This window comes from Micromonospora sp. BS32 (assembly GCF_059089345.1).
Genome location: NZ_JBSSHR010000004.1, coordinates 258,284 through 280,522, shown reverse-complemented (window position 1 = coordinate 280,522; position 22,239 = coordinate 258,284). Strand labels below are relative to the sequence as shown.

At 72.6% G+C, this 22,239-nt stretch carries 22 protein-coding genes; 15 read left to right on the top strand and 7 right to left on the bottom strand.

Translation table 11 applies throughout. The features are described from left to right. The first annotated feature begins 46 nt into the window (after positions 1-46). Positions 47-538, top strand: a complete 492-nt coding sequence (locus AC5RWQ_RS08995) for a DUF2231 domain-containing protein (RefSeq protein WP_494282259.1) — start codon at positions 47-49, stop codon at positions 536-538. Between the two features lie 3 nt (positions 539-541). Here the strand turns inward: AC5RWQ_RS08995 and AC5RWQ_RS08990 are convergent, their stop codons facing one another. Together AC5RWQ_RS08990 and AC5RWQ_RS08985 are read right to left on the bottom strand one after the other, a co-directional pair. Further along, positions 542-1,729, bottom strand: a complete 1,188-nt coding sequence (locus AC5RWQ_RS08990) for a PP2C family protein-serine/threonine phosphatase (RefSeq protein WP_494282258.1) — start codon at positions 1,727-1,729, stop codon at positions 542-544. Positions 1,730-1,804: 75 nt separating this feature from the next. Further along, positions 1,805-2,233 carry an ATP-binding protein gene (locus AC5RWQ_RS08985; RefSeq protein ID WP_494282257.1) on the bottom strand — a complete coding sequence of 143 codons (429 nt, stop codon included), beginning with the start codon at positions 2,231-2,233 and terminating at the stop codon, positions 1,805-1,807. A gap of 146 nt (positions 2,234-2,379) precedes the next feature. Between AC5RWQ_RS08985 and AC5RWQ_RS08980 the strand changes: the two genes are divergently transcribed. The 3 genes from AC5RWQ_RS08980 to AC5RWQ_RS08970 all read left to right on the top strand — a co-directional run bounded on the left by AC5RWQ_RS08980 (position 2,380) and on the right by AC5RWQ_RS08970 (position 4,344). Continuing rightward, positions 2,380-3,048, top strand: a complete 669-nt coding sequence (locus AC5RWQ_RS08980; protein ID WP_494282256.1) for a DUF1707 SHOCT-like domain-containing protein — start codon at positions 2,380-2,382, stop codon at positions 3,046-3,048. An 80-nt stretch (positions 3,049-3,128) separates the two neighbouring features. Then, positions 3,129-3,980, top strand: a complete 852-nt coding sequence (locus tag AC5RWQ_RS08975; RefSeq protein WP_494282255.1) for an NAD-dependent epimerase/dehydratase family protein — start codon at positions 3,129-3,131, stop codon at positions 3,978-3,980. Between the two features lie 145 nt (positions 3,981-4,125). After that, the gene (locus tag AC5RWQ_RS08970) at positions 4,126-4,344 is read left to right on the top strand and encodes a hypothetical protein (protein ID WP_494282254.1); all 219 of its coding nucleotides are present in this window, start codon (positions 4,126-4,128) and stop codon (positions 4,342-4,344) included. Between the two features lie 15 nt (positions 4,345-4,359). On the opposite strand, the gene AC5RWQ_RS08965 is transcribed toward AC5RWQ_RS08970, so the two are convergent. From AC5RWQ_RS08965 to AC5RWQ_RS08955, 3 genes are all read right to left on the bottom strand, one after another. Further along, complete coding sequence (locus tag AC5RWQ_RS08965) at positions 4,360-5,346, bottom strand: ATP-binding protein (protein WP_494282253.1); 987 nt, start codon at positions 5,344-5,346, stop codon at positions 4,360-4,362. Between the two features lie 241 nt (positions 5,347-5,587). Continuing rightward, positions 5,588-8,710: an isoleucine--tRNA ligase gene (gene ileS / locus AC5RWQ_RS08960; protein WP_494282252.1), complete on the bottom strand. Its 3,123-nt coding sequence runs from the start codon at positions 8,708-8,710 to the stop codon at positions 5,588-5,590. Positions 8,711-9,027: 317 nt separating this feature from the next. Continuing rightward, complete coding sequence (locus tag AC5RWQ_RS08955; RefSeq protein ID WP_494282251.1) at positions 9,028-9,798, bottom strand: FkbM family methyltransferase; 771 nt, start codon at positions 9,796-9,798, stop codon at positions 9,028-9,030. A gap of 114 nt (positions 9,799-9,912) precedes the next feature. Between AC5RWQ_RS08955 and AC5RWQ_RS08950 the strand changes: the two genes are divergently transcribed. The 9 genes from AC5RWQ_RS08950 to AC5RWQ_RS08910 all read left to right on the top strand — a co-directional run bounded on the left by AC5RWQ_RS08950 (position 9,913) and on the right by AC5RWQ_RS08910 (position 18,009). Then, entirely contained in the window at positions 9,913-10,521 is a 609-nt protein-coding gene (locus AC5RWQ_RS08950) for an ArsR/SmtB family transcription factor (protein WP_334488692.1), read from the top strand. 1 nt (position 10,522) lies between these two features. Then, entirely contained in the window at positions 10,523-10,966 is a 444-nt protein-coding gene (locus tag AC5RWQ_RS08945) for a DUF6069 family protein (protein ID WP_494282250.1), read from the top strand. A 52-nt stretch (positions 10,967-11,018) separates the two neighbouring features. After that, on the top strand, positions 11,019-11,777 hold the full coding sequence (locus tag AC5RWQ_RS08940) for an SRPBCC family protein (protein ID WP_494282249.1): 759 nt from the start codon (positions 11,019-11,021) through the stop codon (positions 11,775-11,777). 503 nt (positions 11,778-12,280) lie between these two features. Then, positions 12,281-12,454: a hypothetical protein gene (locus AC5RWQ_RS08935; protein WP_494282248.1), complete on the top strand. Its 174-nt coding sequence runs from the start codon at positions 12,281-12,283 to the stop codon at positions 12,452-12,454. Positions 12,455-12,456: 2 nt separating this feature from the next. Next, entirely contained in the window at positions 12,457-13,464 is a 1,008-nt protein-coding gene (locus AC5RWQ_RS08930; RefSeq protein ID WP_494282247.1) for a glycosyltransferase family 4 protein, read from the top strand. 149 nt (positions 13,465-13,613) lie between these two features. Continuing rightward, positions 13,614-14,744 carry a glycosyltransferase gene (locus AC5RWQ_RS08925; protein ID WP_494282246.1) on the top strand — a complete coding sequence of 377 codons (1,131 nt, stop codon included), beginning with the start codon at positions 13,614-13,616 and terminating at the stop codon, positions 14,742-14,744. Continuing rightward, on the top strand, positions 14,741-15,793 hold the full coding sequence (locus AC5RWQ_RS08920; RefSeq protein WP_494282245.1) for a glycosyltransferase: 1,053 nt from the start codon (positions 14,741-14,743) through the stop codon (positions 15,791-15,793). The genes AC5RWQ_RS08925 and AC5RWQ_RS08920 overlap by 4 nt, the downstream gene beginning before the upstream one ends. After that, positions 15,790-17,277 carry a glycoside hydrolase family 130 protein gene (locus AC5RWQ_RS08915; protein ID WP_494282244.1) on the top strand — a complete coding sequence of 496 codons (1,488 nt, stop codon included), beginning with the start codon at positions 15,790-15,792 and terminating at the stop codon, positions 17,275-17,277. The genes AC5RWQ_RS08920 and AC5RWQ_RS08915 overlap by 4 nt, the downstream gene beginning before the upstream one ends. 423 nt (positions 17,278-17,700) lie before the next feature. Next, a complete protein-coding gene (locus tag AC5RWQ_RS08910) occupies positions 17,701-18,009 on the top strand; it encodes a MerR family transcriptional regulator (RefSeq protein ID WP_494282243.1) in 309 nt (102 codons plus the stop codon). Between the two features lie 67 nt (positions 18,010-18,076). On the opposite strand, the gene AC5RWQ_RS08905 is transcribed toward AC5RWQ_RS08910, so the two are convergent. Further along, positions 18,077-20,179 (bottom strand): SpoIIE family protein phosphatase, encoded by a 2,103-nt coding sequence (locus tag AC5RWQ_RS08905; protein WP_494282242.1) that lies wholly within the window; start codon positions 20,177-20,179, stop codon positions 18,077-18,079. Positions 20,180-20,434: 255 nt separating this feature from the next. On the opposite strand from AC5RWQ_RS08905, the gene AC5RWQ_RS08900 reads away from it, so the two are divergent. Then, the gene (locus AC5RWQ_RS08900) at positions 20,435-21,250 is read left to right on the top strand and encodes a SigB/SigF/SigG family RNA polymerase sigma factor (RefSeq protein WP_494282241.1); all 816 of its coding nucleotides are present in this window, start codon (positions 20,435-20,437) and stop codon (positions 21,248-21,250) included. A gap of 123 nt (positions 21,251-21,373) precedes the next feature. Here AC5RWQ_RS08900 and AC5RWQ_RS08895 read toward each other — a convergent pair whose 3' ends face one another. After that, positions 21,374-21,532 carry a hypothetical protein gene (locus tag AC5RWQ_RS08895; protein ID WP_494282240.1) on the bottom strand — a complete coding sequence of 53 codons (159 nt, stop codon included), beginning with the start codon at positions 21,530-21,532 and terminating at the stop codon, positions 21,374-21,376. 132 nt (positions 21,533-21,664) lie between these two features. Here AC5RWQ_RS08895 and AC5RWQ_RS08890 point away from each other — a divergent pair, with 132 nt between their 5' ends. Then, complete coding sequence (locus tag AC5RWQ_RS08890; protein WP_494282239.1) at positions 21,665-22,234, top strand: nucleotidyltransferase family protein; 570 nt, start codon at positions 21,665-21,667, stop codon at positions 22,232-22,234. The last annotated feature ends 5 nt before the right edge of the window (positions 22,235-22,239 follow it).

Genomic DNA, 22,239 nt, shown 5'->3' with positions numbered 1-22,239 from the left:
GGCACGGTGGCCGCGGAGTTCCAAGGACCGACACCGAGGAGAGAACGTGCCCGACACCGTCAACGGCCTGCCCGTGCACCCGCTCGTGGTCCACGCCGTGGTCGTACTGCTGCCCCTGGCCGCGCTCGGCGTGATCGCCCTCGCCGTCCGGCCGTCCTGGCGGGGACGCTTCGGTCTCCTCGTGGTGCTGGTGGCGGCGCTGGCCACCGCGGCGATCCCGCTGGCCACCGAGAGCGGCGAGACCCTGGAGCGCCGGGTCGGCGACCCGGGCCGGCACGCCGAACTCGGCGACACCGTGCTCTGGTTCGCCCTGCCGCTGCTGGCCGTCGCGGTCGCCCTGTTCTGGCTGCACCGGCGGGCCGCCCGCCCGACCGGCCAGCCCGGGTCGTCCCGGCCGGGCGCGCTGGGTGTGGTGGTCGCGGTGCTGGCCGTGCTGATCGGGGTGGCCAACCTGGTGCAGGTGTACCGGGTCGGCGAGTCCGGCGCGAAGGCCGTCTGGAGTGACACCCCGGCGCAGGCGACCAGCCAGGAGCGCTGAGGGTCAGTCCGGCGGGCCCTGCCAGCGGACCAGCAGCACGGTCGCGTCGTCGCGCAGCTCGTCGTCCTGGTACGCGAGGATGGCGTGCACCAGTCGCCGGGCGGTCTCCGGCAGCGGCAGGTCGTCGGCGAGTGCCTTCGCGGTGAAGTCGACCAGCCGGTCGACGCCGAACGGTTCACCCTCGGCGGAGCGCGCCTCGATGATCCCGTCGGTGTAGAAGAGGACGTCGTCGCCGGGCTCCAGCGCCTCCTCGATCACCACCGGGGCCCGGATGTCGCCGAGGGTGACCGGCAGCGCCGTGGGGGTGGGCAGCACACTGGCGACCTTTCCCCGGCGCAGCACCAGCCCGCTCGGGTGCCCGGCGGAGATTACCCGCAGCCGGCCGGTGCGCTGGTCGAGTTCGGCGAGCACGCCGGTGATCAGGCCGCGCCGGTCGTGCTCCCGTACGGTGTTGTCGATGTGGTGGTAGGTGGCGGCCAGGTCCATGTCGCCCCGCCGGGCGTTGCGGTACGCGGCCAGCGCCAGACTGGCCAGCACCACCGCCCGCATTCCGCCCTGCGAGCCGTGCCCGACCGCGTCGAAGAGCGCGAGGTGGGCGGTGTCGGAGTTGACCGCGTAGTCGAAGGCGTCGCCGCCGACGTCGTAGCTGGGCTCGAGCACTCCGCTGATGGTCATCCGGCCGGTGGAGAAGGTCAGTGGCGGCAGCTGGGCGCGGAGCATCTCGGCGGCCAGCCGCATCGGCGCCCGCCGACGGACCCGTTCGACGGTGTCGCTGTAGAGCGCCCGGGTGACGATGAGCTCGGCGAGGAGCGACGCGGCCGCCTCGAACCGGGAGTAGTGCTCCTCCGCCACCGGCTCCGCGGAGATCACCTCGACCACGCCCATCCGTTCCAGGCCGTCGAGGAGGGGCACCCAGAGCCGGGCCGCGCCCGGCTCGCCCTCGGCCGGGAAGGACCGCATCAACCCGTACGCCCGGCCGGCGAGCGTGCCGTCCACGGCGATCACGTCCCGCTCGGGGGTCTCGTCGTCCCGCATCGGCAGCAGTTCCCGCTGCTCGTGGTCGACCAGGTAGATGACCACGTCGGTGGCGCCGAGCTCGACCGCCGCCCACCGGGCCAGCCGGGGCAGGTCCTCCGGGCGGGCGTGGTGGGCGCGGTCGAGCAGCCCGTGCAGCGCTTCCCGCTCGGTCATCTCGCCTCCGTCTCCGGCCTTCGCGTTGCTGTTCGGCCACCCGCCGGGCCGGAAGGGCGGCGGGTGGGTGGGCGGTCAGCGGCGGGGGAAGGCGGCCCAGATGTTCTTGGTGCATTCGCTGGCGTACCAGCCCACGTCGAGGGAGACCGCCATGGCGATCTGGAGTCCCCGGCCGCCGGCGCCGAGGGGGCGGGTGTGGGCTAGCTCCGGGATGGTGCTCAGGTCGTGGTCGGCGACGTCCAGGACGAACCGGTCCTCGTCGCTCATCAGCCGGACGATGGTGGGCGGCCGGCCGTGCTTCAGCGCGTTGGTGGCCAGCTCCGTGGCGACCAGGAGGACCAGCTCGGGCACCTCGGCGAGCTCGTCGGGGCCGCCGGGCTCCGCCTCGGTCAGCGCCTGGTGCAGAGACGCGCGCAGCCCGCGCAGGTCGGCCGCATCGGACAGCTCCCACCGGCGCAGTTCGGTGGCCTGCGGCGGTGGCGGCGACGTGCGCAACTGTCCCATGATCCCGCCTTACCCTGGGTAGCCCCCTCCTAAGCGGCTCCCGGTCACCGGCAGCAGGACCGTGCCGGGTCGGACCGGACGTCCGGAGCCGCGACCGGCTCGAACAGGGGGTCCCGGCGGTGCGTCATTGTTCTACGCTCGTCCATGTGAGCGAGCTGCTTCCCGAACCGCTGCCCCCGTCGCGGCTGCGCGCCTCCAACGCGGACCGGGAGCGGGTCGCGGCGGTGCTGCGCGAGGCCGCCGGGGAGGGCCGGTTGGACCTGCACGAGCTGGACGAGCGGCTGGCCCGGCTCTACGCCGCCCGGACGTACGCCGAGCTGGAGCCCCTGACGTACGACCTGCCGGCGGTCGGGGCGCCGCCGGTCCCGGTGTCGATGGCGGCGTCGCACGACGGCCTGGCCCCGGTCTCGACCGGCGGCGTGGCGGTGATGAGCCGCTTCGAGCGCACCGGCCGGTGGAGCGTGGGGCGGGAGTTCGGCTGCGTCGCGTTCTGGGGCGGTGGGCTGGTGGACCTCCGGGATGCGGTCTTCGTCGCGGGCGGGGTGCATATCCGGGCGATCGCGATCATGGGTGGCATCGAGATCTGGGTGCCGGAGGACGCCACGGTGCACGTGACGGGGCTGGGCATCATGGGCGGCTTCGACCACGCCGCGGCCGGTGCCGGCGCTCCGGGCGCCCCGACCGTCACGATCGGCGGGCTGGCGTTCTGGGGTGGGGTGTCGATCGAACGACGGCCGTCCGACCGGGAGGCCCGGCTGCGCAAGCTGGAGAAGAAGCGCAGGAAGCTGGAGAGCCGGTCGTCGTTCGACGAGTGATCGACTTCTCCCGGCGGGCCGGGTACGCGGCGTGGCCATCGGGTAAGGGACGGAGCAGCCCCGATGAAGGAGGTACGCCCATGACCCGCGTCGCGGTCACCGGAGGCAGCGGCAAGCTCGGCCGGGCCGTCGTCGGCGAGCTGGCCGACCAGGGGTACGAGGTGGTGAACCTCGACCAGGTGCCGCCCGCCGAGCCGCGCTGCCCGTTCACCCGGATCGACCTGGGCGACTACGGGCAGGTGCGGGAGGCGTTCACCGGGATCGACAGCCGCTACACCGGGCTCGACGCGGTGGTGCACCTGGCCGCCATCCCGGGGCCGGGGGTCACCGGGAACGCGGCCACCTTCACCCACAACATCACCGCGACGTACCACGTCTTCGCGGCGGCCAGGGCGGCCGGCATCCGCAACGTGGTGTGGGCGTCCAGCGAGACGCTGCTGGGCCTGCCCTTCGACACGCCGCCGCCGTACCTGCCGGTGGACGAGGAGTACCCGGCCCGGCCGGAGACCTCGTACGCGCTGGCCAAGCACCTGGAAGAGCAGATGGTGGCCCAGTTCTGCCGCTGGGACCCCGAGCTCAAGGCGATCGGGCTGCGCTTCTCCAACGTGATGGAGCCCGACGACTACGCGGCCTTCCCCGGCTACGACGCCGACCCCCGGCTGCGGATGTGGAACCTGTGGGGCTACATCGACGCCCGGGACGGGGCGCAGGCCGTGCGCCGGGCGCTGGAGCAACCGGCCGCCGGGATGGACGTCTTCGTCATCGCCAACGCCGACACCGTGATGACCCGGCCCACCGCCGAGCTGGTCGCCGAGGTCTTCCCCGACGTCCCGGTCCGCGGGGAGCTGTCCGGCAATGCCACGCTGCTCTCCATCGACAAGGCCCGCCGGGTGCTGGGCTACGAACCCCGGCACGGTTGGCGGGAGCGGTAGGGGCGCGCCGAACGGTGACCCTGGTCACTCGGAGTGGCCGCGAGCCCGAAACGGCTCGGCTACTGAGCGTGACTGACCGGCCGACGACGCTGGTCTGGGCTACCGGGCGGTGTCGACCGGGGGCCAGTTGAGATACCGTCGGCCTGTGATCGTCGAGGAACACTGGTGGAACGGGGACGCGTCGTCCCGAGGGCGACGCGACGTGTACATCCGCACGGATGGGCGGCGCTGGGAGGTGCAGGCCCAGATCGGCGGCACCTACGGCCGGTCGAAGGTGCAGGAGTGCCCGAGCCGTAGCGCGGCGAGCATCCTCGCCGGGGCCTGGCGCGGCGGCAATCCGGCCTGGCGGGAACTGCCCAGCTGAGCGGGGCCGCCCGGGTCAGGCGGCGGGTCCGCTGTGGGTGGTCGCGGGCGGGAAGTGCAGCCGTACGCTGGTGCGGCTCCGGTCGGTGTGTGTGGTGACCACGTCGGCGAGCTGGCGGGCCAGCCAGAGACCCCGACCGCCCGCCTTCCCGGCCCCGTCCGGGTGGCGGTAGCCGGCCTCCGGTGGGATCCGCCGTCCACCGGCGTCGTCGACCTGCGCGATCAGGGTGTCCCGGTGGCACCAGCAGCGCAGCCGGACCGGAAGTGCCCCGTGGACCAGGGCGTTCGTGCTGACCTCGGTGACCGCGACGACGAGATCCCCGATCTCCTCGACGTCGAACGACCGCTCGTCCGCCCAGGCGCGCAGCGCCCCGCGGAGCGGGGCCAGCTCGTCGAGGCTGGTGAGACCGACGTCGAGATCCACCACCGGCGGGGCCGGCTCCAACGGCACCTCGGCGCGCACCGCGAGGTAGTCCGTGGTGGCGAGGAAGGCGGCGTTCGGCACCCGACCGGTCTCGGTGAGTTCATGGCTGTGCAGGCTCCGGACACCCTCGATGACGAGCGTCGGGTGCCGGCGGCTGTCCCACAGACAGGTGACCGGGCAGCCGTACCCGGCGTACGTGTCCGCGCAGGCCGACTCGTACGACAGGTGCGCGGCGGCCCGGTCCGGGGAGCCGGGGTGGGCGTCGGTGACCACGTCGGGTTCGGTGATCACGTGGACCGGGTTGCCGCTGGCGTGCTGGGCGGCGAGATACCGGCGAAGCCCCTCGTACGCCAGGCCCAGCCGCACCCCGAAGGTGTCGTGCCCGCCCCATTCCAGCCGGTCGGCCAGCGCCCCGAGGCTCGTCCGGACCAGCCTCTCGACCTGCCCGCCGACGACGAGGAGCACCCGCTCCCGGGCGTCGAGCGAGCGACGCAGGTACGGGATCAGCCGGGTCCGGACCGTGTCGTCCGAGTCGACGATCAGCGCGGTGTGGACGAACGGGTCCGACGCCGGGACCACGTGACCCGGCATCATCGCGCCGCCGCCGTGAGCGGGGCCCGAGGGAAAGGCGGTTCGGTCACGTGACACACGCCTTCCGAGGTGATCGCGGCGGCCGGGGCGGTACGACGTCCGCGTACGTGTCGGGCTGGCCGCCCGCGTGGGCGCACAGGCCCGTTGACCGAGCGTAGCGCGCCTGGTCGCGGACCGCTGGCTGTGCGTGGCGCCCCGGCCCGTGCGGGGCCGGGGCGCCACTTGCACGTCAGGCCCGGCGGATCCAGAAGGTCAGGCCGAGCGACTCGTCGGTGAACGGCTCCGGGTCGGCCCACGACGGCTCCCCGTCGGCGCAGTCCGCCGCCAGCACCTCCTCGGCCACCAGTTCCCGGTGCTCGGCGAGGGCCAGCGCGGTCTCCTCCCGGTCGGCCCGGTAGCGCAGCACGATCCGGTCGGTCACCTCGAGGCCGCTGCTCTTGCGGGCCTCCTGGATCTGCCGGATGGCGTCCCGGGCCACGCCGGCCCGACGCAGCTCGGGGGTGAGGTGCAGGTCCAGCGCCAGGGTGGCGCCGGCGTCGCTGGTGACCGCCCAGCCCTCCCGGGGCGTCTCGACGACCACCACCTCGTCCGGGCCGAGGGTGACGGCCTCGTCGCCCACCAGCACGGTCGCGGACCCGGACTCCCGCAGGGAGTCCTTGAGGGCGGCGGCGTCCGTCGCGGCGATGGCCGCGGCCACCTGCTGCACCGCCTTGCCGAACCGCTTGCCGAGGGTACGGAAGTTGGCCTTGGCGGTGGTGTCCACCAGCGAGCCGCCGGCCGCGCCGACCGAGGTGACCGAGCCGACGTTGAGCTCGGCGGCGATCTCGGCCAGCAGATCCGCGGGCAGTTCCTCGAAGCCGTTGGCCGAGGCGAGCGCGCGGGCGAGCGGCTGGCGGACCTTCATCCCCGAGTCGGCCCGGGCCGCCCGGCCCAGCTCGACCAGCCGGCGGGCGACCGCCATCTGCCGGGACAGCGCCGGGTCGATCAGCGACTCGTCGGCGACCGGGTACGCGGCCAGGTGCACCGACTGCGGCGCGCCCGGGGTCACCAGCACGACCATGTCCTGCCAGACCCGCTCGGTGATGAACGGGGTGAGCGGGGCGAGCAGCAGGGTGACGGTGTGCAGGGCCTCGTGCAGGGTGGCCAGCGCGGCCCGGTCGCCCCGCCAGAACCGCCGCCGGCTGCGCCGGACGTACCAGTTGGACAGGTCGTCGATGAAGGCGGCGAGCAGCCGGCCCGCCTGGTGCGTGTCGAACCCGGCCATCGCGGCGTCGACCTGCTGCACCAGCGTGTTCAGCTCGGAGAGCACCCACCGGTCGAGCACCGGCCGGTCGGCCGGCGCCGGGTCCTCGGCCGACGGGGTCCAGCCGGCGGTCCGGCCGTACAGGGTCTGGAAGGAGACCGTGTTCCAGTAGGTCAGCAGGATCTTGCGGACCACCTCCTGGAGCGCGGTGTGCCCGACCCGCCGGGCCGACCAGGGGGAGCCGACGGCGGCCATGAACCAGCGCACCGCGTCCGCGCCGTGCTGGTCCATCAGCGGGATCGGCTCCAGGATGTTGCCCAGGTGCTTGGACATCTTCCGGCCGTCCTCGGCCAGGATGTGGCCCAGGCACACCACGTTCTCGTACGACGACCGGTCGAACACCAGCGTGCCGATCGCCATCAGGGTGTAGAACCAGCCCCGGGTCTGGTCGATCGCCTCGGAGATGAACTGGGCCGGGTAGCGCTCGACGAACAGCTCCTGGTTGCGGTACGGGTAGCCGAACTGGGCGAACGGCATGGAACCCGAGTCGTACCAGGCGTCGATCACCTCGGGCACCCGGCGGGCCTGGGCGCCGCAGTGGCAGGCGAAGGTCACGTCGTCGATGAACGGCCGGTGCGGGTCGAGCCCGGTCACGTCGGAGCCGGTCAGCTCGCTCAGCTCGGCCAGCGAGCCGACGCAGGTCAGGTGCTCGTTCGGGCAGCGCCAGATCGGCAGGGGGGTGCCCCAGTAGCGCCGCCGGGACAGCGCCCAGTCGACGTTGTTGTTGAGCCAGTCGCCGTACCGGCCGTGCTTGACGGTGGCCGGGTGCCAGTTGGTGCGCTCGTTCTCGCGCAGCATGGCGTCACGGACCGCGGTGGTCCGCACGTACCAGGAGGGCTGCGCGTAGTAGATCAGCGCGGTGTGGCAGCGCCAGCAGTGCGGGTAGCTGTGCTCGTACGGGACGTTGCGGAAGAGCAGCCCACGGGCGGCGAGGTCCTCGACGAGCGGCCGGTCGGCGTCCTTGAAGAACAGCCCGCCGACCAGCGGGATCTCCGGGGCGAACCGACCGTTGGTCTGCACCGGGTTCACCATCGGCAGCCCGTACGCCCGGCAGCTGGCCAGGTCGTCCGCGCCGAAGGCGGGCGCCTGGTGGACCAGGCCGGAGCCGCTGTCGGTGGTGACGAACGGCGCGAGGATCACGATGTGCGCGTCGTCGATCTCGACCAGGTCGAACGGAGCGCGGTAGCTCCAGCGCTCCAGCTCCTTGCCGGTGAACGTCTCACCGGTGAGGTCCCAACCCTCGCCGAGCGCCTGGGCCAGCAGCGGCTCCGCCACGACCAGCTGCTCGTTGCCGTCGGTGGCCACCACGTACGTCACGTCGGGGTGCACGGCGACCGCGACGTTCGACGGCAGGGTCCACGGGGTGGTGGTCCAGACCAGCAGCGCGGCGCGGCCGGCCAGCGGGCCGGAGGTGAGCGGGAACCGGACGTACACCGACGGGTCGACGACCGTTTCGTACCCCTGGGCCAGCTCGTGATCGGAGAGGCCGGTCTCGTCCCGGGGGCACCACGGCGCGACCCGGAAGTCCTCGACCAGCAGGCCCTTGTCGAAGATCTGCTTGAGCGACCACCAGACGGACTCGATGTACTCCGGGTCCATGGTCCGGTACGCGTCGTCCATGTCGACCCAGTAGCCCATCCGCTCGGTGAGCCGGGCGAACGCGTCGGTGTGCCGGGTGACCGACTCGCGGCAGCGGGCGTTGAACTCCGCGATGCCGAACTTCTCGATGTCCTGCTTGCCGGCGAAGCCGAGTTCCTTCTCGACGGCGAGCTCCACCGGCAGGCCGTGGCAGTCCCAGCCGGCCTTCCGGGCGACGTGGAAGCCCTTCATCGTCTTGTAGCGCGGGAAGACGTCCTTGAAGACCCGCGCCTCGATGTGGTGGGCGCCGGGCATGCCGTTGGCGGTCGGCGGCCCCTCGTAGAAGACCCACTCCGGGCGGCCCTGGGACTGTTCCAGGCTGCGCGCGAAGATGCTGTTGGCGTGCCAGAAGTGCAGGACGTCGTGCTCGAGCCCGGGCAGATCGACCTGGGTCGGTACGCTGCGGTACATCGCTCCTCCGTCGGATGCATGTGCGGTTGCTCCGGCGGAGGGACGAGGCCAGCGGCCCCGCGGTACCACCCTCCTTGGCCGCGTGCGGCCCTCTCGTTTCAGGTGCGGTCGGTTCTACTCGGCCTCGGGCCTTTCCTCCGACGGCTCCGGGGTGATCTTCCCGCCGCGCAACACCCCCGGGCTTCCACCGCCCCCGGGTCGCTCCTGGCTGCGTGCTGCGGTACTCGTCCCCATCTGCGCCTTGCGGTCGCATCGTAACGCAGCCGCGGCGGCGGCGACCACGCGGAATCCGTTTCCCCGGCGTGCCGCCCCGCCGGTCACGGCCGGCAGTAGACGTCGCCCGAGTTGACCTCGTGGGGCAGCGCGGCCAGGTACGCCGCCACGCGCGCCGCCGACGACCATCCCGGGAGGTCGAAGCGCATCTCGTCACCGAGCGCGACGGTGAAGTGGTGGAATCCGAGGGCGACGGCCCGGTCGAGGCAGCGCCGGGCCACGGTGCGCTCGATGGTGGTGAACTCGAAGGAGAGTGCGGGCAGGGTACGGCTGAGCCCGGCCAGCACCTCGTCCTCGAAGCCCTCGACATCGATCTTGGTGAAGGCCGGTACGCCGTACTCCTCGATCAGCGAGTCGAGGGTGACCGAGGTGACGGCGAGGTCGACGTCCCAGGTCTCGTCCTCCCACCCGCCGGCACCCTCGGCCGCGCGGAGGAAGTGCGCCGAGGCGGTGGAGACCGTGGGGTTGGCGGAGTTCACGTGCAGCCGCACCACGCCGATCCGCGCGCCACAGGCCGCCTCGACCACGCTCACCCGGTCGTCGCCGGCGTAGAGGGCGCGCAGCGCGCGGACGCAGAGCGGTTGCGGCTCCAGGGCCACGACCCGCCCGCCCAGCCGACGGAAGCTGCGGACCCGGTCGCCCACGTGTGCCCCGACGTCGAGGACCAGGTCGCCGGCCCGGACGAACGGGGCGTAGAACGCGTCCATGGCCGCCGCCCGGGCGGGATCAGCGTAGGCGAGATCGAGGGACCGGCGCAGGGCCGCCGTGGCGGGGTCGGCCTTGAGCGCCGCGACGGTGTCCTTTCGGTCGTACACCCGCGAACCATAACTTTTCTCATCACAAGGGGCGCCCGGTTCGGCCCGGGCCCGGAGGAAACCGAAAGTTAGATTTGTCTTGACAAGAAAAGTTGTCGGTGCGAGAGTCAAGGCATGTTCGACATCGCAGTGATCGAGGATCCGGCGGCGGCCGAGGCGTCGCTGGACCCGATGCGAGCCCGGCTGCTGGCCGCCCTCGCCGAACCCGCCTCGGCCACGATGCTCGCCGCCCGCGTCGGTCTGCCCCGGCAGAAGGTCAACTACCACCTCCGGGCCCTGGAGCAGCACGGCCTGATCGAGCTGGTGGAGGAGCGCCGCAAGGGCAACGTCACCGAGCGGGTCATGCGGGCCACCGCGGCGTCGTACGTGATCTCGCCCGCCGCCCTCGCCGCCGTACGGCCCGATCCGTCGTCGTCGCCCGACCGGCTCTCGGCGCGCTGGCTGCTCGCCGTCGCCGCCCGGCTCGTGCAGGACGTGGGCGCGCTCATCACCGGCGCCGACCGGGCGAGGAAGCCGGTGGCGACCTTCGCCGTCGACGCCACCGTCCGGTTCGCTTCCGCGCGGGACCGGGCGGCATTCGCCGAGGAGCTGGCGTCCACGGTCGCCGCACTGGTCGGTCGCTACCACGACGAGCGGGCCCCCGGCGGCCGCGAGCATCGGGTGATCCTCGCCCTGCATCCCAGCGTCAACCCCACCACCGGCACCGAGTCCGAGGAGTCCTGAGATGACCGCCGTGAACAGCCCGACCATCGTCCGGACCGCGCCGCTGGGCGCCACCTCCCGGCGCCGCCGGGAGCGCGCCTGCTCCCTGGGCACCGCCGTGGCGGCGAACAGCCTGCTCTACCTGGTCGCCCGTGCGGCCGGCACCGACTTCCGGCTCACCGACCCCGGCGCCACCGAGGCGCACCAGCTGATCCTGCCGGAGATCGCCATCTTCAGCCTGCTCTTCGCGCTGCTCGGCTGGGGCACCCTCGCGCTGGTGGAGCGCTTCACCCGGCACGCCCGGGTGGTGTGGAGCGGGCTGGCCGGCGCGGTGCTGGCGGCCTCCTTCGTCCCGATCTTCATCGAACAGGCCACCGTGGACACCCGGATCATGCTCTGCCTGCTGCACCTCGTGGTGGCCGCCGCGCTGCTGCCGATGCTGCGCCGGCCCACCGCTGCCCGCTGACCCGACCAGAAACAGACCACGACCAGACCACAGACACCGGAAGGACACCACCATGGGACACCACTTCGAGCTGCACAAGGACGTCGAGCTGGCCGCCACCCCCGAGCAGGTGTGGGAGGCGATCGCCACCGGACCGGGCATCGACTCCTGGTTCATGGGGCGCAGCGAGGTGGAGCCGCGCGAGGGCGGACGGGCCCGGCTGACGATGGCCGGCCATGTCGACGAGGCGACGGTCACCGGGTGGGAGCCCGGCAAGCGGCTCGCCCAGCGCAGCGAGTCCGGCCCGGACGGCTCCTTCATGGCCATCGAGTACCTCATCGAGGGCCGCGACCAGGGCGGCACCGTGCTGCGGATGGTCCAGAGCGGCGTCCTCGGCGACAACTGGGAGACCGAGTACGAGGCGATGAAGGTCGGTTGGGACATGTACCTGGGGACGCTGGCGGCCTACCTGGCGCACTTCCCCGGCCGGGCCGGCACCCCGGTCACGGTGTTCCGGCCGGCCGTCGGTGGCCCGGAGCGGGCCTGGGCCGCGGTGACCGGCGCCTTCGGTATCGCCGGCCCGGTCACCGAGGGGCAGTCCGTCCGGCTCACCGTCGACGGCCTGCCGCCGATCGAGGGCGTCGTCGACCTCGCCGGCCTGCCGACCTACCTTGGGGTCCGCACCGACGACGCGCTCTACCGGTTCCTGCACTCCGGCGCCGAGCGGGGCGACGTCCTGGTCCTCGGCCACCACGTCTTCGCCGCCCACCAGGAGCCGGCCCGTACCCAGCAGGCCTGGCAGGACTGGGTGGACGCGCTGCCCCTCGGCTGAACCCGACGCCCGTGCCCGACCGACATCCGGAAGCGGCCCCTCCCCGTCGTGGGGAGGGGCCGCTTGCGCCGACAGTTCGCGCACGGATCGGAACCCGCCGAGCGCCGCCCGGTCACGGCCCGCCCGGAACCTCGCCGGGGAGGCGTCCGGTCGATGGCAGGAATGTGCCGGCAATCCCGGGCAGCCGGTTTCTGCCAGGCCCCGGCTGCGGTGATGGTGCCGATCCAGGCCACGGGGCGTACGGTGGACATGTCGCCCGGGTCCCGGTGACCGCCAGATGCCGTCGCCAACCAGCCCGCATGGGGCGTTGAACGGTCGTCATCCCCATCCGGACACCGTGCTCGTCGTGCGGGCTGATCGCCGACCGTGTCCCGGCCGCACGATTCCCCGGTCACCGCAGGCACAGGTTCGCCACGGCCCCGACGGTGGTGGGATCCGACCCGCCCGTCCACACCGCGTCCGTGAGCACGACCGTCCCGGACAACTTCACAAGGGAGCACCCGATGAGGATCGCCAAGCATCGAATCGTCGCCGTCCTACGCGAACGCGGCCAGCCGGCCCGAGCCGACTGGGTCGAGCGCGAACTGCCGGATCGGGTGGACCCGGCCAAGCACGTCGGGCTGCTCGCCACCCTGCATCTCGACCCGGCTGACCTGGCCGACGCGCCGTCCCCGTGAGGGTGGCGCTGCTCGGACCGATCGCCTGGCGGACACCCCCGCACCACTACGGCCCCTGGGAGCAGGTGACCGGCCTGCTCGCCGAGGGGCTGGCCAGCCGTGGTGTGGACGTGACGCTCTTCGCGACGCTGGACTCCGTCACCTCGGCCGCCCTGGACGGTGTGTGCCCCCGGGGGTACGCCGAGGATCCGGACCTGGACGGCCGGGTGTGGGAGGCGATGCACGTCGCCCACGCGTTGGCCCGCTCAGGGCAGTTCGACCTGGTGCACAACCACCTCGACTGGCTGCCGCTGGCCTTCGCCGAGCACTGCCACGCTCCGCTGCTCACCACCATCCACGGCTTCTCCGGCACGGGCATCCTCCCCGCGTACGGCAGGGCACGCTCGTCCTACGTGTCGATATCCGACGCCGACCGGATCGAGGGGCTCGACTACGTCGCCACGGTGCACCACGGGGTCGACCTCACCGGGTTGCCGTTCGCCCGTGACGCCGGCCCCGGGCTGGTCGCCTTCGGCCGGATCCATCCCGACAAGGGCACCCACACCGCCATCGAGATCGCCCGCCGTGCCGGCCGGCCGCTGACCATCTGCGGCATCGTGCAGGACGAGCGGTACTTCGCCGAACAGGTGGCCCCGCACATCGACGGCGACCAGGTCGTCTTCCTCGGATCGGTGGGTCCTCGACGACGCGCGGAGGTCCTGGGCGCCAGCGCCGCCCTGTTGCACCCGATCGCCTTCGACGAGCCGTTCGGGCTGTCGGTCGTGGAGTCGATGGCCTGCGGCACCCCGGTGATCGCGTACGCGCGGGGTTCCATGCCGGAGGTCGTGGACGAAGGGGTGACCGGACTCCTCGTACACACCGTCGAGCAGGCCGTCGACGCGGTCACCCGGATCGCCGACGTCGACCGGGCCGGCTGCCGGGCGCGGGCCCGGCAGCGCTTCGGCGCGGACCGGATGGTCACCGACTACCTGGCCGTCTACGACCAGCTCAGCCGTCGACCGCACCGCTGAACCCTGAGCGACCGACGGTTCCTGACCAGGCAGGTCCCTCGCCTTCGAATCCGTTCCGCCGGCCACACACGCTGGCCGGCGTGCGCCGTCACCGCGTGAGGATCGCCCCGTACCGCGGCGGCGTCCGACAACCGGAAGGCCCGAGACTCATGCTCAGCTATGGATTCCTCAGCACCCACCCACCAACCCGGTGTGGACTGGCCACCTTCAACTCCACCCTCGCCGCCCACCTGACCGCCGACGGCGCCCGCGGCGGCATCGTGCGGGTCACCGACCGCGGTGACGACCAGCGGCCCGGGCCCGGCGTCGTGCACACCTGGTCGACGGGCACCTCGGCCGGCTGGCGGGACGCCGCTGCCGCCCTGAACACCTTCGACGTGGCCGTCGTCCAGCACGAGTACGGCATCTACCCGGGTGCCGACGGCGGGGACGTCCTACCGCTGCTGCGCCGGCTCACCGTGCCGAGCATCGTGGTCCTGCACACCGTGCTCCGCCAGCCGTCCGCCCGGCAGAAGTCCCTGTTGGAGCAGATCGTCGCCACCGCCGGAGCGGTCGTCACGATGACCGACACCGCCCGCGACCGGCTGCTCGTCGGCTACCACGTGACCCCGGACAAGGTCACGGTCATCCCGCACGGCGCCGCCGAGCACGTCGGCGTACCCGCCGACCGCCGTACCCGCCCACACCTGCTGACCTGGGGGCTGCTCGGCCCCGGCAAGGGCCTCGAGTGGTCGTTGCGGGCCCTCGCCCGGTTGCAGGACCTCGACCCCACACCCACCTACACCGTGGCGGGGCGGACCCATCCGAAGGTGATCGAACACCAGGGCGAGGTGTACCGGGCCGGACTGCACCGGCTCGGCGCCCAGCTCGGCGTCGCGCACGCCGTGGACTACCAGGACGTCTACCACGACCAGCTCGCCCTCGGCCGGTTGATCCGCTCCGCCGACGTGGTCGTGCTGCCCTACGACTCCCGCGAACAGGTCACCTCCGGGGTGCTCGTCGAGGCGGTGGCCGCCGGGGTGCCCGTCGTGGCCACGGCGTTCCCGCACGCCGTCGAGCTGCTCACCGGCGGACTCGGTCTGGTCGTACCCCATCAGGATCCGGCGGCGCTGGCCGCGGCGATCCGGCGGGTCCTGACCGAACCGGGCCTGGCCGCCCGGCTGGCCGGCCGCATCCGACCGCTGGCCGCGGACCTGCGCTGGCCGGCGGTGGCGACCCGGTACGGCACCCTCGCCGAGCGGCTCACCGCCGCCCGCTCACCCGCGGTCAGCGCGGCGTGACCGCGACCACCGGCCGCCCCAGCACGCCGGCCGGCGGCAGTGTGTCGGCGGCACCCCGGCCGAGCTTCGCGCACCTGACCCGGTTGAGCGACGACACCGGCCTGTTCGAACACGCCCGGCACGCGATCGTCCGCCGCGAGCACGGCTACTGCACCGACGACGTCGCCCGCGGCCTGGTCGTCATCAGCCGCGAGCCGGAGCCGGACGAGGAGGTGCTCCGGCTCGCGGAGCGCTACCTCGCCTTCCTGACCCACGCGCAGGACGCCGGCGGGGCGTTCCACAACCGGCTCGGTCACGACCGGCGCTGGACCGACGAGCCCGGGCTCGGCGACTGGTGGGGCCGGGCGCTGTGGGGGTTGGGCACCGCCGCCGCCCGCAGCCCCGCCGCCTGGATCCGGGAGGAGGCGCTGGTCGCCTTCAGCCGGGGCGCCGCGCGGCGTTCCCCAGCGCCGCACGCGATGGCCTTTGCCGGGCTCGGCGCTGTCGAGGTGCTGCGCCGCCACCCGGGCCACGCCGCCGCGGCCGCGCTGCTGGCGGACGCGGCCACCACGGTCGGCGCGCCCGGCTCCGACCCGCGCTGGCCCTGGCCAGGGGAGCAGCTGACCTACGCCAACGCGGCCCTCGCCGAGGTCGTCATCGCCGCCAGCCAACTCCGCCACGGCGGCCCACCCCTCGACGACGGCCTGCGCATGCTGGCCTGGCTGCGCGACGTCCAACTCCTCGACGGGCGGCTCTCGGTGGTGCCCGCCGGCGGGTGGCGGCGCGGCGCGGCGCGACTCCGCCACGACCAGCAGCCGATCGAGGCCGCCGCCTTCGCCGACGCCTGCGCCACCGCCGCCACGATCACCGGCGACCCCGACTGGGAGACCGGCGTGCGGCAGGCGGTCGGGTGGTTCCTCGGCGACAACGACGTCGGCACGCGGATGTGGGACCCGGCGACCGGCGGCGGCTACGACGGCCTGACCGCGCACGGACCCAACCTCAACCAGGGCGCCGAATCCACCCTCGCCCTCATCTCCACCCTGCAGCACGCCCGGCGGTGGTCGTGACCGGGATCCTGGCCGTCCGGCAGGGCCTCATCCTCACCCCGGACCCACGCCGGGTCATCGTCAAGCTCTTCGTCCCGGGCGAGGACGCCGCGGTGGTACGCACCCGTGCGCGGGCGCTCATCGACCGCGTCGCGCAACTCGACGAGGAGGAAACGGGCCGGCTGCTGCGGGACACCTTCGACCGCTTCGGCGCCCGGCACCGCGACCTGGACCGCACGTTCCACCACCACTACGACCTCGTCCGGCACCGCATCGCCCGGGCCCAGGACCTGCCGCCCACCACCCGCCTCCTGGTCGGCGCCTACTTCAGCCACGAGTACGCGGTCGAGTCCGCCGCCCTCTGCAACCCGTCGATGGTGGCCCACCCCGACCAGGCCGGTCTGGGCGCCGGGCAGCTACGCGTGGCGGTCAGCCTGCGCCAGATCGGCGAGGGCCATGTGTCGTCCATCGGGTTCGCCACCGCGGTCCTCGGACCCGGGAGCCGGCTCACCGTCGCGGACCGGTCCGGGCCCCTGGTAGCCGGGCAGCGGGTCGGCGTACGGCACCGTCGGGACCTGCTCGCCGCCGGCCTGGCCGAGGAGGACTGCGACAACGAGGTCTCCGCCACCGTGCTGGACGCCCTCCCCGAGACCTACGACGAGGCCACCTTCGAGCGGGTACTCGGTAACCTGCCACTGGACCTGCTCTCCCGCAGCACCGGGCTGAGCACCCTCGAACAACTGCGCCGGACCAACGCCGCCAGCTACGCCACGACCTTTCCCACCGACTCGGCGCTGCACGAACGGGTGCTCTGGCCGACCACCCCGGCGGAGAGCAACGGCATGGAGGACGCCCGGTTCGTCAGGTTCACCGACGAATCCGGACCGGTGTACCGGGCCACCTACACCGCCTACGACGGACGGCGCATCGCCACCCGCGCGCTGGCCAGCACCGACCTGCGCCGCTTCGAGGCGACCCCGATGCGCGGGCCGGGCGCCCGCAACAAGGGCGTCGCGCTGTTTCCCCGTACCGTCGGCGGCCGGCACCTGGCGCTGTGCCGCGCCGACGGCGAGACCATCGGTCTGACCTGCCTGGACGGCGAGAACCGCTGGCAGGGGCCGGTGCCGCTGCACGGCCCCCGCGACAGCTGGGAACTCATCCAGGTCGGCAACTGCGGATCCCCCATCGAAACCGACGCCGGCTGGCTCGTGCTCACCCACGGGGTCGGCCCGATGCGCCGGTACGCCATCGGCGCGCTCCTGCTCGACCTGCACCGGCCGGAACGGGTGGTCGCGCGGCTCCCCGGCGCGCTCCTAGCACCCGACGCGGCCGAGCGGGAGGGATACGTGCCCAACGTCGTCTACTCCTGCGGCGGGCTCGTCCACGCCGGCGAGCTGTGGCTGCCGTACGGGGCCAGCGACGCCCGGGTCGGCTTCGCCACCGTACCGGTGGCCGCCCTCATCGCCGCGATGGTGGAATCCGCGCCGCCCCCATCCCAGGGCTGAGCCTGTGGACTGACGCCCAGAAATTCTATGGCTGAAGAACTAGATATCCTCGGCTGCGCGAGGTAGCGTTCTTCACGTCGAGAGCAGAGAACCAAAGACGTGGACGACCGCCCGGCCGTGAGGTGACGACGGGCGCGGAACGATGCGAGTAGCACGTAGCAAGGACAGCGAAGTAAGAGGAAAGGGAGGGCGTACACCGTTGGATCGCCCGTCCTCGGCCGTCATCTCAGGCCGGGCGGACACCGCAGTTTCCATCGAACGAGAGGTGGTCTCCGGTCACGCATATGCGATCCCCGCATCCGACGCCGTCACATCTGGCCGGCGCGGGTACGACAAGCCGACGCTCCTGTCGGCACATGGTGTTCTGACCCGTAACCCTGGGCCCCGGCGCGCGAGCGCCGGGGCCCTCGACGTGGAGGTGACATGGGGCAAAACCCCGAAGACATGTTCGGCGACGAGGACTACCCCGCCTACACCATCGGCCAGGCCGCCGAGATGCTCGGCACCTCGCAGGAGTTCCTGCGACGCCTGGACGAGGCGAAACTGATCGACCCGCAGCGCTCCGCCGGTGGCCACCGCCGCTACTCGCGCTACCAGCTGCGCCTGGCCGCCCGAGCCCGCGAGATGGTCGATCAGGGCATGGCCCTGGAGGCCGCCTGTCGGATCATCATCCTCGAGGACCAGCTCGAAGAAGCTCTTCGACGAAACGAGGAGCTGCAGCAACGCGACTGACCCCCTGCCCTCTCCACCGCCGGGCTACCGCCCCCGGGGCACCGGCATGCGGCGATTCGAGAGCAGGTCAGGTCAGCGTCGAGGCCCCGTCCTCGTGCGGCGTCGGACGCACGATCAGGTGCTCCAGTCCGGTCAACCTCAACACCGCACGAGCGGGGCTGCCCGGTTCAGCGGCGATCGGCAGCTGCTCCAGGCCCGCCGCGAGGTCGTGGACGAGTTGCACACCGGCGCTGCCGAGGTGGCTGACGGCGGTGACGTCGAGGGTCAGGGGAAGGCCCCCACCTCGGCTGGCCTGCATGATCGCGGTACGGAGCGAGGACGTGGTGACCATGTCCACCGGGCCATGTACCTCAAGCGTCCTGCCAGCCGGCGTGTCGACGACGTGAGTCGTCATCTCCTCGGCGGGGCGGCCGTGGGCGCGACGGGTCACCGGATGTGCGGCGCTGGCCACGGTGGTCGGATATCCGAGTCGATAACGCATGCCCACGGTGGTGCCGCTCTCGGCGTGGTGAACCTCCAGGTGGTCCACGAGGCCGCGGATCATCGCCAGGCCGCGACCGCGTCCGCCAGGGTCGGGCACAGGGGGGCGCCACCGCCCCCGGTCGGCGCAGGTGAGGTGAACGACGCCGTGGCTGTCCAGGACGGCGTCCACCGAGAACACCTCGTTGCTGTGGGCCGGGTGGGCGTGTTCGATGGCGTTGCCGGCGGCTTCTCCCACCGCGTGGAGAAGATCGCTGACAGCTGGTTCGCCCGCGCCGAGGGTGCTCAGCCAATGGGTGATCTCCCGGCGCAGCGAGCGCAGTGCCGCGGGATCGGCGGGCAGGGTGAGGTGCAGGGGTGGGACCGGTTCGGGCAGCAGGTACGCGGCCAGGAGTGTGGTGTCGTCGCGGTAACCGCCGTCGGTGAGGGTGAGGCGTTCGGCGACGAGGGTGCAGAGCCGCTCGGGCAGTCGCTCCGGAATGGTGGTGTCGTCGCTGACGGCGTCGCGCAGCGCGGCCGCCGCAGCGGCGGCCAGGGTGCGCGCGCCCTCGTCCAAGCTGCGGTGCGGTCGTTCGATCAGGCCGTCGGTGTACAGCAGCACGAGCTCGCCGGGTGCGAGCCGCATGGTGTGGACGGTGGCGGGGCCGGAGTCCGTGCCGAGTGGAGCGGCGGGAACCACAGGCACGAAGGTGGCATCACCTCCGGCATTGATCAGCAGCGGTGGCGGATGGGCGTGGCTGGCCACCTGCGTGATGCCGGTGTCGGGGTTGAGCACGGCGATGCAGGTGGTGGCCGCGCGAGTGGCAGTGGAACGGGCGGCGAACTCGTTGAGGACGGCGAGGGTCTGAGACAGGCCACTGCCGGCCTGCAGCGCTTGCAGCGCGACGGTGCGGAGCTGGCCCATGGCGGCAGCGGCGGGGGCGCCGTGGCCGACGACATCGCCCACGGCCAGCGCGATGCTGCCGTCGGGCAGGGGCACGGCGTCGAACCAGTCGCCGCCGGCGAGGAGGTCGCTGCCGGCGACCAGGTAGTGGGCGGCGACTTGAACATGGGGCAGGACGGGCAGCACCTCGGGCAGCAGGCTGCGTTGCAGTTCGAGGATCAGGCGCGCCGCGTGCTGGTAGCGGCGTTCGGAGGTGGTGGCGGCGGACTCGGCGGCGCGCCGGGCGGTCACCACGTCGGTGGCGTCGACCGCCTGCACGATCACCCCTCGAATCGTGCCCTCGGGGTCCTGCCACGGGGCGATGTCGAAGGTGTAGAACGCCTCCTCCAACCTCCCGTCCCCGTCGCGGTCGGTGAGGATCCGCTGCTCGTAGCCCTGCGTGCGGATTCCGTGCAATGCCTGGTCGAGGAGTTCGAAGATCTGTTGGCCGGCAAGTTCCGGCACCGCCTGCTTGAACGGCTCACCGAAGAGGTCGCTGCGGTTGCCGACGGCGGCACGCACCTCCGGATTCGCCGCCACCACCTTCAGATCCGGGCCCTCGAAGACCCAGACGAATCCCGGGAGCTGCTCGAAGGCATCCAGTAGCTTCCGAGGGTCGCCGGAGCTCCAGCGTGCATCCGCTTCTGCCATTCCGCGCCGCCCCTCACCTGGCCTGAAAAGGGCCACCTGATGCCGTACCCACATCAATCCCGCACCAATCCACCGTGACGCCCATGCCCTCGGGCGTGACTGCCGACCACGGGTCACCCTACGGCGAGCCCCACCGGGTCGGGTACGAGCCCGGGATGCGCCGCCAGGCATGGTGATCCTCGCCTTTCGGCGTACCGCTCGCCAGGCGGCGGGACGGGGACCGCCTTGCTGGGAGAGCCGGTCCGAGCCCCGCCGCCACCTGGTGAACATCAGCCGTTCGGTTAGGTTTATGGCGACTAATGGCCTAGTCTCGGCTCATACGGTTGGCGCCGGCAAGGTAGAGCGCGGCCGGTGCGAAGCGGAGGAAACGGCATGATCACGACGACCACTGACAGGCCTGCCCAGACAGACGTTCGCGCTCGGCACGATGCGGCGGCAGACTCTCCGGCCACGCAGCTCCTTCTCGCAATGTCGGCGCTCCCCGCCGACCACCCGTCGCGTGCCGCGGTTCGTGATCGTGCGATCGAGGCCTGGCTGCCGCTGGCCAACCACCTGGCGCGGCGTTACAGCGGTCGCGGCGAGCCGACCGGCGATCTGATCCAGACCGCGGCGGTGGGGCTGATCAAGGCGATCGACAAGTTCGACCCGTCGCGCGGTGTCGACTTCGCCGGCTACGCGATCCCCACCATCGTGGGCGAGCTGAAGCGGCACTTCCGTGACCGCACCTGGGACATCCGGGTGCCCCGCCGACTGCAGGAGCTGCGGTTGGCGATCTCGGACGCCAACGGCGCCCTGTCGCAGAGCCTCGGCCGCTCGCCGACGGTCGCGGACATCGCCGCCCACCTCAAACTCACCGAGGAAGAGGTGCTGGAGGGCCTGGAGGGTGCCCGCGCGTACAACGCGGTGTCGCTGTCCACCCCGGTGGGCGACGGCGAACGGGCCACCGAGCTGGGCGACATGCTGGGCGGTGAGGACGAGGAACTCGCCCTGGCCGAGCTGCGGGTTGCTCTCGGCCCGGCGCTGGCCACCCTCGACGCGCGTGAGCAGAAGATCCTCACCCTGCGCTTCTACGGCAACCAGACGCAGAGCGAGATCGCCGAGCAGGTCGGCGTATCCCAGATGCACGTGTCCCGGCTGCTGGCCCGCGCGCTGGCCAAGCTGCGCACGCAGTTGGTCGGCTCCTACTGATCCGCACTCGCCCAGCATGGTGGGCGCGTCCGGTCAGGTGATCTGCCGGGACCTGCTGGCCTACCTCAGTTGAGACCGCGAGCGGTGGCGGCCCTTCGAGGGGGCCGGCACCGCTCGCGCGTGTCATCGCCTGGCGTGTTGCTTGGCCAGCTCGGGTTGCTCGCCCTTGTTGACCCTCCGCAGCGCCTCGCGCAACTGCTGCTCGGTCATCTTGGAATTACCCTCGATGCCCGCGTTGTGGGCCTGCTGGCGAAGATCGTGCAGCCGTTCCCGGTCGCCCATCTCGGCCTCCCCATGGTGCGGTGGCGCGGGCGGCTCCGCGCGCCACTCCGCTCGTCGCCTTCCCGGGCACGCCGTGAGCAAACGGCCTCAGCGAGGCGATGCCGCGCCGGCGGGTTGGCCTAGGGTAGGAACGTGCGGGAAGACGAGCTGCGGGACCTGGTCCAGCGCAGCCCGTGGCTGACCCGGGCACTGGGCGTCGTCCGCGACGCCGGCCTCCCGGACGCCTGGATCGGTGCGGGCGCGCTTCGCGACCTCGTCTGGGGCGAGCGGTACGGCGACGGGTTCGACCCGCTGTCGGTGCGCGACGTCGACGTCGTCTTCCTCGACCCGACGGACCTCAGCCGGGACAACGACCACCGTGCCACCCGGCGACTGGTGGCGGCATGGCCCGATCCGCCGTGGGAGGCGAAGAACCAGGCGGCCGTGCACACCTGGTATGCCGCGAAGTTCGGCGGCGACCCGGTGGCCCCGTTGCGGACCATCGCCGATGCGGTCGCCACCTGGCCCGAGTACGCCACCGCCGTGGCGGTACGCCTCGACGCGTACGACCGGGTCGCCGTCTGCGCGCCGCACGGCCTCGACGACCTGCTCGACGGGGTGTGGCGGCGCAACCCGACCAGGGCCAGCCCGGAGATCTCCCGGCAACGACTCGCCCGCCACCGCCCCGCCGAACGGTGGCCCGGCGTCCGCGTCGTGGCCTGAGCGGC

Bases quoted from the DNA above. Each gene is read 5' to 3' on its own strand.
- AC5RWQ_RS08945 (WP_494282250.1), top strand. From the start codon at position 10,523: ATGACCGCCGTGAACAGCCCGACCATCGTCCGGACCGCGCCGCTGGGC.
- AC5RWQ_RS08895 (WP_494282240.1), bottom strand. From the start codon at position 21,532: ATGGGCGACCGGGAACGGCTGCACGATCTTCGCCAGCAGGCCCACAAC.
- AC5RWQ_RS08975 (WP_494282255.1), top strand. From the start codon at position 3,129: ATGACCCGCGTCGCGGTCACCGGAGGCAGCGGCAAGCTCGGCCGGGCC.
- AC5RWQ_RS08950 (WP_334488692.1), top strand. From the start codon at position 9,913: ATGTTCGACATCGCAGTGATCGAGGATCCGGCGGCGGCCGAGGCGTCG.
- AC5RWQ_RS08940 (WP_494282249.1), top strand. From the start codon at position 11,019: ATGGGACACCACTTCGAGCTGCACAAGGACGTCGAGCTGGCCGCCACC.
- AC5RWQ_RS08935 (WP_494282248.1), top strand. From the start codon at position 12,281: ATGAGGATCGCCAAGCATCGAATCGTCGCCGTCCTACGCGAACGCGGC.
- AC5RWQ_RS08900 (WP_494282241.1), top strand. From the start codon at position 20,435: ATGATCACGACGACCACTGACAGGCCTGCCCAGACAGACGTTCGCGCT.
- AC5RWQ_RS08990 (WP_494282258.1), bottom strand. From the start codon at position 1,729: ATGACCGAGCGGGAAGCGCTGCACGGGCTGCTCGACCGCGCCCACCAC.
- AC5RWQ_RS08910 (WP_494282243.1), top strand. From the start codon at position 17,701: ATGGGGCAAAACCCCGAAGACATGTTCGGCGACGAGGACTACCCCGCC.
- ileS (WP_494282252.1), bottom strand. From the start codon at position 8,710: ATGTACCGCAGCGTACCGACCCAGGTCGATCTGCCCGGGCTCGAGCAC.
- AC5RWQ_RS08985 (WP_494282257.1), bottom strand. From the start codon at position 2,233: ATGGGACAGTTGCGCACGTCGCCGCCACCGCCGCAGGCCACCGAACTG.
- AC5RWQ_RS08925 (WP_494282246.1), top strand. From the start codon at position 13,614: ATGCTCAGCTATGGATTCCTCAGCACCCACCCACCAACCCGGTGTGGA.